Annotated in this window: 9 protein-coding genes; 6 read left to right on the top strand and 3 right to left on the bottom strand. The window is 74.2% G+C overall.

All coding sequences use genetic code 11. The features are described 5' to 3' along the window. The 5 genes from AWZ10_RS52910 to AWZ10_RS52905 form a co-directional block, all read left to right on the top strand. Positions 1-199, top strand: a 199-nt coding sequence (locus tag AWZ10_RS52910; protein ID WP_208618484.1) for a hypothetical protein, incomplete at its 5' end; no start/stop codon positions are given. An 8-nt stretch (positions 200-207) separates the two neighbouring features. After that, positions 208-1,632, top strand: coding sequence for a hypothetical protein (locus tag AWZ10_RS11700; protein ID WP_060891028.1), 1,425 nt, complete (start codon positions 208-210; stop codon positions 1,630-1,632). A gap of 101 nt (positions 1,633-1,733) precedes the next feature. Continuing rightward, complete coding sequence (locus AWZ10_RS11695; protein ID WP_046708168.1) at positions 1,734-2,741, top strand: hypothetical protein; 1,008 nt, start codon at positions 1,734-1,736, stop codon at positions 2,739-2,741. Beyond that, complete coding sequence (locus AWZ10_RS11690; RefSeq protein ID WP_046708164.1) at positions 2,738-3,988, top strand: extracellular solute-binding protein; 1,251 nt, start codon at positions 2,738-2,740, stop codon at positions 3,986-3,988. The genes AWZ10_RS11695 and AWZ10_RS11690 overlap by 4 nt, the downstream gene beginning before the upstream one ends. Positions 3,989-4,073: 85 nt before the next feature. Beyond that, positions 4,074-4,319, top strand: coding sequence for a hypothetical protein (locus AWZ10_RS52905; protein ID WP_046708165.1), 246 nt, complete (start codon positions 4,074-4,076; stop codon positions 4,317-4,319). Positions 4,320-4,426: 107 nt separating this feature from the next. Here the strand turns inward: AWZ10_RS52905 and AWZ10_RS11680 are convergent, their stop codons facing one another. Beyond that, positions 4,427-5,395, bottom strand: a complete 969-nt coding sequence (locus AWZ10_RS11680; RefSeq protein WP_060891027.1) for a helix-turn-helix domain-containing protein — start codon at positions 5,393-5,395, stop codon at positions 4,427-4,429. 111 nt (positions 5,396-5,506) lie between these two features. Here AWZ10_RS11680 and AWZ10_RS11675 point away from each other — a divergent pair, with 111 nt between their 5' ends. Continuing rightward, complete coding sequence (locus tag AWZ10_RS11675) at positions 5,507-6,550, top strand: saccharopine dehydrogenase family protein (protein ID WP_046709168.1); 1,044 nt, start codon at positions 5,507-5,509, stop codon at positions 6,548-6,550. A 23-nt stretch (positions 6,551-6,573) separates the two neighbouring features. On the opposite strand, the gene AWZ10_RS11670 is transcribed toward AWZ10_RS11675, so the two are convergent. Both AWZ10_RS11670 and AWZ10_RS11665 read right to left on the bottom strand, forming a co-directional pair. Further along, the gene (locus AWZ10_RS11670) at positions 6,574-7,308 is read right to left on the bottom strand and encodes a response regulator (protein WP_060891026.1); all 735 of its coding nucleotides are present in this window, start codon (positions 7,306-7,308) and stop codon (positions 6,574-6,576) included. Continuing rightward, complete coding sequence (locus AWZ10_RS11665; protein WP_244172464.1) at positions 7,305-8,663, bottom strand: sensor histidine kinase; 1,359 nt, start codon at positions 8,661-8,663, stop codon at positions 7,305-7,307. The genes AWZ10_RS11670 and AWZ10_RS11665 overlap by 4 nt, the downstream gene beginning before the upstream one ends. Positions 8,664-8,891 lie beyond the last annotated feature (228 nt).

Genomic DNA, 8,891 nt, shown 5'->3' with positions numbered 1-8,891 from the left:
GGCGGCGGGCGGCCGGATGTGGGGTGCGGGCGGCGGTGGCGGGGCAGGAAGGTGGGGCGCGACCTTCGTGGACCGTGATCCGCCGTGCGGCAGCGGTTCCGTGATCCGGCCGGGCGGCAGCGAAACGGCGGACGGCGGACGGCGGACGGCGGACGGTAGCCGCGCGGTCCGCTCGGCGACGACGGGGAAGGAACGGTGACGCACGGCATGAGCAGGCACCTGAGCCGGGACACGACCGGCCGTCCGAGCAACCACGCCCGGCTGCCGCGGCCGGATATCCGGCTGCACGTCGACCTCGGCGGCGATCTGCGACCGCATCGCAGCGCGAAGATCGAGGCGCATCTGCGGGTCGACGTGACCGCCGGTGGCGCGCCCGCCGAGCTGCCCGCGATCGAACTCGCCGTGATCATCGCGATCGATGTCGCCGAGCCCCTCAGGGCGGCCGTCCGGCACGCCCTGCCGGCCGCACTGCGCGCCCTGCCCGACGGCATCTCCTTCACCGTGCTGGGCGCCGGCCCCGAGCCCGTCCGGTGCCACCCGTCGGGCGACGCCGAGTGGGCCGTCGCCGACGGGCGCGAGAAACGCCGGGCCGCCTTCGCCACGGGCGCGATCCCGCTGCACCGGGACGGTCCACGCCCCGCCGGGTACGCCGCCTGGGCGGCCGCGTCACGCGCCCTGCTCGCCGCCCGCCCGCTGTCCGTACGTCATCTGCTGCTGATCACCGACGGCAGCAGCGCCCCCGGCGAGACCCGTCTCGACGAGGAACTCGACGTCTGCGCGGGGCACTTCACCTGCGACGTGCTCGCCGTGGGCGCGGACTGGGCCCCCGAACCGCTGCTGACACTCGCCGAACGGCTGCACGGCACCGCCGAGTTCGTGGACGACGGCCTCGGCGGGGCGATCACCGCCGCGATCCAGCGGCTGCGCCGGGTGCACACCCCCCAGCTGCCGATCGAGGTGACCGTACGGCCCTCGGTGCGGCAGGTCGCGCTGAGCGAGAAGGCGCCCCGGCCGCACCGCCTCGGCGGGCTGCCCCAGCCCGGCCGGCCGCACCGCTGGAGCTTTCCGACGTACCAGTGGGAGGAGGGCGGACGCGACTACCTGCTCACCCTCGTCGCCGACGCCGACAGCGACCCGTTGGAGACCTACCTGCAGTTCGCGATGGTCTCCGTCGGCGACGTCCACGCGTCCGTCACCGCCCGCTGGCACCACCCCGAACTGCCGCCGCCCGACGTGCCGGCGGGCGCCGCCAGTGTGCGCGACCAGAAGTCCACCACCGTGATGCGGGAGGCGCTGCGCCGGGGCCTCGTCGCTCTCGGGGAGGAGCGACGGAACGCCGCCGAGGGCCACCTGGGGCGGGCCGCGCGTCTGGCGGACCGGTTCGGCACGGACTGGGTGCTGGACGAGATCCGCGCGGTCGCCGACATCGAGGACGTGCCCGCGGGGCGGGTCCGGCTGCGCCACGCCGTCGACGCCGACACGCTCGGCCCGATGATCCTGCGGGCCGGGTCCCGTCCCGTGCCCCTGACCGACTCCGCCGGTCCGCTGCCGGGCCCACGCTGCGACCGGTGCGCCACCCCGGCCGGGGCCGAGGCCCGTTACTGCGTCGCCTGCGGGGAGAGGCTGCTGTGACGACCGCAGGCGCGGGCTCCCGGAGCGGCCGGCCCCTCGCCACTCCCCGGCGCGGACACTCCCCGTACTCCTGCCCCCATCCCTGGTACGCCCGGTACTTCCTGCACGCTCCCTCCTCCCTCGGCGCCTTCTGGCGCGAGCGGCTGCGCGGGCGGCGGACCCGTCGGCTGCTGGAGGCGCATCTGCTGGTCCTGACGGTGTGCGCGCTCGTGGCGGCCGGCGCCCTGTACGTCTCCTGCCGTCAGATCCAGGGCGGCGCCCAGGCGCTCGCCACCGAGGAGGCGCCGGCCGTGCAGGGGCTCGCCGCCACCCGGCTCGCGGTGCTGCGCGCCGACCACGAGGCCCGGGTCCTGGTGGACCTGGAGCTCGTCGACGTCGCGGGCGCGGGCGAGGCCTACCGGGCCCAGCTCTCCGCCGCCGACCAGGGGCTGTCCAGGATCGCGGACCGGACGGACCAGGACCTCGGCACCGTCAACGGGCTGCTGGCCACCTACAGCAACTCCATCAACCTCGGTACGTCCACGTACCGCGACCGGCCGCTCATGCGTGAGCAGAAGCTCGCCGAGGCGCGCTCGCTGCTCACCCGGTCCGGCGTGGGACTTGTATTCCGCCTGGACGACATGCAGACGGTCCAGTTGAAACACGCCGAGGCCGTCGCCACCGAGGGATGGTTGCAGCGGAGCGGCTGGTGGCTCGCCGAACTCGCCCTGGCGGCGCTGGCGTTGACGCTGCTGTCCGCGCTGTTCGTGCTGCGCGACCGCTGTGGCCGCGACTGGAACCCGTACCTGCTCGCGGCCTTCGCCCTGACCGTGCTGCTCGGGATCGTGCCGCTGCTGACCATGTCGTCCGCCCAGGACGACCTCGACAGGGTGGTCGGGGGCCTGGGGGACATCACGAAGGTCTCCCGGGAGCGCAGCGGGGGCCCGGAGTTGGAGGGCTTCCAGCAGACCGTCACGGACAGGTCCGAGGACGTCCGGCGCGTCCTGGCCGACGACACCTGGACCGACCGGGTCCACCAGGGCACCCTGACCGGCGGCCTGCTGCTCGTCGTTCTGCCCGTGGTGGGGCTCGGTCTCCGGCTCGACAGCGACTACTGGAGGCGACGGTGACCCGGCGGTTCAAGGTGCTGGTGCTTCTCGTGGTGCTGGTGATGGTCTCGGCCGGCAGCATGGTGGCGGTCTGGTCGCAGCAGGACGACGAGCCGGTGACCATTCTCGGGCCGTGGACCGACGAGCAGGGCGAGCAGTTCGAGAACGTGCTGCGGGGCTTCGGCATCCCCTTCGAGTACCAGGGCACCGCCGCCCAGCGCGAGGTGCTGCTGTCCAAGGTGCAGTCGGGGGAGCCCCCGGACATCGCGATCATGCCGGGCGTCGGCGAACTCGCCGAGTACGCCGGCCAGCACCGCCTCAAGGCGCTCGACGGCCTCTTCGCCGAGGAGGAGTACGGGGCTCCGTGGAAGCCGGTGAACGAGTCCTCGGAAGACGCGTACTGGGTGCCGGTCAAGGCGGACCTGAAGAGCATCGTCTGGTACCGCGAGGGTGACAGGCCGGCCGGCTCACCGGCCCCGCTGGCGAGTTGGTGCATCGGCATGGGGGACGACGGTGCCTCCGGCTGGCCCGGCAGCGACTGGATCGAGGACCTCGTGCTGCAACGGGAGGGCCCGGCCACCTACGGGAAGTGGGCGCTGGGCGACGCGGAGGTGAGATGGACCGGGACCGCGGTGCGCAGTGCGTGGGAGGCGTGGGCCGGGCTGCTTCGGCAGGACAGGAAGGCGGCCGAGCGCGCCCTGCTCACCGATCACCGCGGCGACCCCGCCCGGTACGGGCTCCTCTTCGACGGCCCGTACGGGTGTGCCCTGGAGCACCAGGGCTCCTTCGCACGCTCCTTCTACCGGGACAAGGGGAAGCAGGCGGGCCTGATGGACTCCGCCCCACTGCTGCCCGGAGGCCCCTACCGGGTGCGGGCCCATGAGGTGACCGGCGACTTCGCCGCGCTGTTCAGCGACCGTCCGCAGGCCCGTGACCTGATCGAACGGCTGGCCTCCAGGGAGGGCCAGCAGAAGTGGGCCGACTCCGCGAACGTCTTCTCGGCGAACCGCCGGGTGCGACCACGGGACCGCCCCGTCGAGCAGGATATCGCCGAACGCCTCACCGGCACGGGTCCCCGCTGCCTCGACGCCTCCGACGTCATGGCCCCCGCCGTCCGCGACGCTTTCTACGAGGCCGTCCTGCTGACCATCGCCCGCGCCGCCGCCGGGGAGGACCTCGACGTACCCGGCCTCCTGACGGACGTACAGAAGGTGGCGGTCGCACAGCCCGACCGGCGGCCGGCCCTGCGGACGGTGTGCAGCACGTAGGTGGGCACCCGGCGGAAACCTCTCCGCTTCTGGTCCGGTCCTCCGAGGCGTCGCAGTCGTCGGCGCGACCAGCCGGCCGACCGGCATGGCCCGGCGCTCGATCTCCGCCTCGCAGGCCGGCGAGCGCGGACGTGCGGGTGGGCCGGTACACCGCGGCGAGTATGGCGAGTACGGCGACCGCCGCGGTGCTCCGCACACCGGTGGCGACGCCCTGCGGGGAGAACCCCGCCTCAGGGCCGGGCGGGAAGACCTCTTCGACAAACTGGAACTGCACTCCAGCAGCAAGGACCACCGGCGGGTGCTCGCGGTCCTGGCCTATCTGCGGCGCTGACCACCCCGCGGCGTCGTCAGGAGGGGCCGGCCATGGCCCCTCCTGGGCCTCCGGCTCCGAGTGGGCGATGGTTCACCGGCATCGACTTCTCCCACGGCCGACGTCCGTCAGCGGGCGTCGGGGCGGGTGGCGTGGAAGGTGCGGCGGTAGGTGTCCGGGGGGACGCCGAGGGTGCGGTTGAAGTGGCGGCGGAGGGTGGTGGCGGTGCCCATACCGGTGGCGGTGGCGATGGTGTCGATGCTGTGCGGGGTGGTTTCCAGGAGTTCCTGGGCGCGGCGGATGCGTTGGGTGAGGAGCCACTGGAGGGGGGTGGTGCCGGTGGCCGCGCGGAAGTGGCGGGTCAGGGTGCGGGAGCTCATGTTCGCCCGGCGGGCCAGGTCCTCGACGGTCAGGGCGTGGTCGAGGCGTTCGAGGGTCCAGGGGAACAGGTCGGTCAGGGGATGGTCGCTTCGGGTGGGGACCGGGGCGGGGACGAACTGGGCCTGGCCGCCGGAACGGTGTGGGGGTACGACCAGACGGCGGGCCACCGCGTTGGCCGCCGCCGAGCCGTGGTCGAGGCGGACGAGGTGCAGACAGAGGTCCATCGCGGCGGCCTTGCCCGCCGAGGTGAGGACGCTGCCGTTGTCGACGTAGAGGACGTCCGGGTCGACCTCCACCCGCGGGAAGCGGGCGGCGAGGGCGTCGGTGTGCGCCCAGTGCGTGGTCGCCCGGCGGCCGTCCAGCAGGCCCGCGGCGGCCAGGACGAACGCGCCGGTGCACAGGGAGGCGATGCGTGCGCCCGCCTCGTGGGCCGCACGGACCGCTTCGACCAGGTCGGCGGGCGGGTCCTCGTCCACATCGGCCCAGCCGGGGACGATCACCGTGGCGGCGTGGGCGAGCCGGTCCAGGCCGTCGTCGGGCTCCAGGCGGAAGCGGTCCACCGTGACCGGGGCCGGGCCGCACAGGACCAGCTCGTACCAGGGGGCCACCAGGTGTGACAGGTCGGCGCCGAACACCTCGTAGGCCAGGGCCAGTTCGAAGTGCAGCATGCCGTCGGTGACGACCATCGCGATGGTGGTCCTGTCCGGTGAGGGCATGTCGGAAATTGTACGGGGCTCGTCGTTTCGGACACTCGTGGTCGGTGTCCGCTCTCGGAAGGATGGACTCGGCGGGGCGGTGGGCGCCCCTGACGAGAGTGGGGAGAAGCCATGGGGGCGGGGCGTACGGTCGCGGTGTTCGGGGCGTATGGGCACACCGGGCGTTTCGTGGTGGCGGAGTTGCGGGCGCGGGGGTTCGTGCCGCTGCCGGTCGGGCGGGACGCGGAGAAACTGCGGGGGCTCGTCGCGGATCAGCCGGGGCTCGACGGCCGGGCGCGGGTCGCCTCCGTCGACGAACCGGCCTCGCTCGACCGGGCGTTCGCCGGAGCGGATGCCGTGGTCAACTGCGCCGGGCCCTTCGCGGAGACGGCCGCGCCGGTGATCGGGGCGGCGTTGCGCGCCGGGATCCCGTATGTGGATGTGGCGGCCGAGATCGAGGCCAACCTCGACACGTTCGCGGAGTTCGGGGAGAAGGCTCGTGCGGCGGGCGTGGTCGTGGTGCCCGCCATGGCCTTCTTCGGCGGGCTCGGCGATCTGCTCGTCACCGCCGCGCTCGACGCGGGTGACTGGGCGGCGGCCGACGAGGCGCACGTCGCGTACGGGCTGAGCGGATGGCACCCCACGGCGGGGACGCGGGTCGCGGGCACGGTCTCGCGGCAGCGCAGGGGCGGACGGCGGGTGCGGTACGGCAACGGGCGGCTGGAGTACCGGGACGACGCGGCGCCCGCCACGAAGTGGGACTTTCCCGAGCCGATGGGGACCCGGGCCGTGATCGGGGAGTTCAGCATGGCCGACATCGTCACCGTACCCAGCCATCTGACCGTCCCCGACGTGCACACGTACATGACGGTCGAGGCCGCGCGGGACCTGGCGGCGCCCGACACACCCGCCCCGGCCGCCGTCGACGAGCGAGGGCGGTCCGCGCAGACCTTCCTCGTCGACGTCGTCGTGCGCTCCGGGGGCGTGGAACGGCGGGCCACCGCGCGCGGGCAGGACATCTACGCCGTCAGCGCGCCCCTCGCCGTGGAGGCGGTCCAGCGGGTGGTCGACGGGCGGACGAAGGGGGTCGGGGTCCTCTCCGCCGGGGCCGCGTTCGAGGCGGCGGACTTCCTGCGTGCGCTGTCCGGGCATGTCTCGGTCGAGATGGGCCGGTAGGGGCCGGAGCCGGGGAGGGGGGCCTACCTTTCCGGGGCCGGGGGCCCGGCCGCCGTTCCCGGCACGATCAGGCCGGTCTCGTACGCCACCACCACGGCCTGCGCGCGGTCGCGGAGACGGAGTTTGGCGAGGATGCGGGCGACGTGGGTCTTGACGGTGGCCTCGCTGAGGCGGAAGTGGGCGGCCAGTTCGGTGTTGCTGAGGCCGGTGCCGAGGGACCGGAGGACCTGCAGTTCGCGAGGGGTGAGCGGGGCCAGGTCGCGATGGAGGGCCGGGGTCTCGGGGGTGGGCGCGACGAAGCGTTCGATCAGGCGGCGGGTGATGGCGGGGGAGAGGAGGCCGTCGCCGGTGCGGGCCAGGCGGACGGAGGCCACCAGGTGTTCGGGGGTGACGTCCTTGAGGAGGAAGCCGCTGGCGCCGGCGGTGAGGGCGGCGTAGACGTAACGGTCCAGGTCGAAGGTGGTCAGCATGACGACGCGCGGCGGGTCGGGGACCGCGCCGCCGAGGATGCGGCGGGTGGCCTCCAGACCGTCCGTGCCCGGCATGCGGATGTCCATCAGGACGAGGTCGGGGCACGTGCGGTGGACCGCTTCGACGGCCTGGTCGCCGTCGGCCGCCTCGCCGACCACGTCGATGCCGTCGGCGGAGAGGATCATGCCGAAGCCGGTGCGGACCAGGGCCTGGTCGTCGGCGATGACCACCCGGGGCCGATCGGCCGCTGCGGGGCTCGTGGCGCGGCGGTGGCCGGCTGCCGTCATGAGCGGTGCCCGGGGGGTGGGTTGCCGGTGGCCGTGGCCGGGGGGTCGCCGGGCCGGTCTGCGGTCGGTCGGTCTGCGCTGGGTGGGTTCGCGGCGGGGGCGTCGTCGAGCGGTATGACCGCCTGTACGCGGTAGCCGCCGGTCGGGCGGGGGCCCGTGCGGAGGGTGCCGCCGTGGACGGCGAGACGCTCGCGCAGGCCGAGCAGGCCCCGGCCCGTGCCGGACGCGGCGGCGGGGGTGCGGGTGCCGCCGGTGTCCGTGACCTCCAGGCGGACCTCGTTGGGCGTGTGGTCGACGGTGACCCGTACCCGGGCGCCCGCGGCGTGCTTGACGGTGTTCGTCAGGGCCTCCTGGACGACGCGGTACGCGGCCAGACCGGCGCCCGGGGACAGCGGGGACGGTGTGCCGGTGACGATCAGCTCGACCGGGACGCCGGAGGCGCGGACACGGGAGGTGAGGACCGGGAGCTGGTCCAGGCCCGGTTGCGGGGCCAACTCCGTGTCGACGGCCGGCCCCGCCCGACCTGCCGGCCCGGCCCCGCGACCGGTCGGCCCCGCCCCATGACCGGTCGGCCCCGCCCCACCACCCGCACTCACCCCGGCGGTCGCGGCCTGATCGTCTTCGGTCATGGTCAACAGGCCCATCACATGGCGCAGTTCGGTCATCGCCGTACGGCCGCCCGCCTCGACGGCGAGAAGGGCCTCGCGGGCCCGGTCGGGGGCGACGTCCATCACCTTGCGGGCCGCGCCCGCCTGAATCACCATCACGCTCACATTGTGGGTGACGACATCGTGCAACTCCCGCGCGATACGCGAGCGTTCGTGCTCGACCGCGAGACGCGTCGCCGCTTCCTGCTGCTCCTGGAGGGCGTGCACGCGCTGCTTCCAGGTGTGGATCGCGTTGGCGCCGAGCCCCACGCCGAGCAGCACGAGGAACGGGATCACGGCCGGGGTGACGTACGGGAAGTTCTCCTCGACGAAGGCCGCGATCAGGGCGGCGCCCGCCACCAGGCTGATGAGTGCGCGCAGCCGGTACGGGCTGTGGACGGCGGCGCTGTACGCGGCGACCAGGCACGTCAGGAACGTGTACACGGTCGTGTCGCCCGCGCCCAGGCGCTGGTTGAGCACCATCGTCGTGACGATCACCGCCCAGAACGCGGTCAGCGGGTAGCGGCGGCGTACGAGCAGCGGCAGCGCGGTCAGTGCGGCCAGGAGCAGCTGCCAGCTGTCGACCCCGCCGAGGTCCTGCCCCGGATACGCGGGGCCCGGCAGGGGTGGGGACGGCGGCACCGGCACCGGCCCGCCTCCCGGACCCGGCGTCACCACCGCGCTCGGCAGCTGCAGGACCGCGCTCACGTTCTGTGACAGCGAGGCCCCCACCGTGCAGGCGGCCAGGAGAAGGGCGAGGGACGCGTCGGCCGTCCACGCCCATCGGGAGGGGCGGGGCAGCGGGCCCGTGGTGTGCAGGAGGAACGACAGGCCGCTCCGCCAGAGCCGTACGACCGCCGCCCGCGCCCCCGCCCGAACCCCGCGATCCGCACTACCCTGTCGCGCACCTGCGCCCGCCTCGTAACTGGATCAACG

The organism is Streptomyces europaeiscabiei, from assembly GCF_001550375.1.
GTDB classification, from domain to species: Bacteria; Actinomycetota; Actinomycetes; order Streptomycetales; family Streptomycetaceae; genus Streptomyces; species Streptomyces europaeiscabiei.
The sequence above is the reverse complement of the archived record's forward strand: the minus strand, read 5'-3'. Positions and strand labels throughout refer to the sequence as shown.

Coding starts and splice junctions, on each gene's coding strand:
- AWZ10_RS52905 (WP_046708165.1), top strand. CDS start 4,074: ATGGCCCGGCGCTCGATCTCCGCCTCGCAGGCCGGCGAGCGCGGACGT.
- AWZ10_RS11670 (WP_060891026.1), bottom strand. CDS start 7,308: ATGACGGCAGCCGGCCACCGCCGCGCCACGAGCCCCGCAGCGGCCGAT.
- AWZ10_RS11680 (WP_060891027.1), bottom strand. CDS start 5,395: ATGCCCTCACCGGACAGGACCACCATCGCGATGGTCGTCACCGACGGC.
- AWZ10_RS11700 (WP_060891028.1), top strand. CDS start 208: ATGAGCAGGCACCTGAGCCGGGACACGACCGGCCGTCCGAGCAACCAC.
- AWZ10_RS11675 (WP_046709168.1), top strand. CDS start 5,507: ATGGGGGCGGGGCGTACGGTCGCGGTGTTCGGGGCGTATGGGCACACC.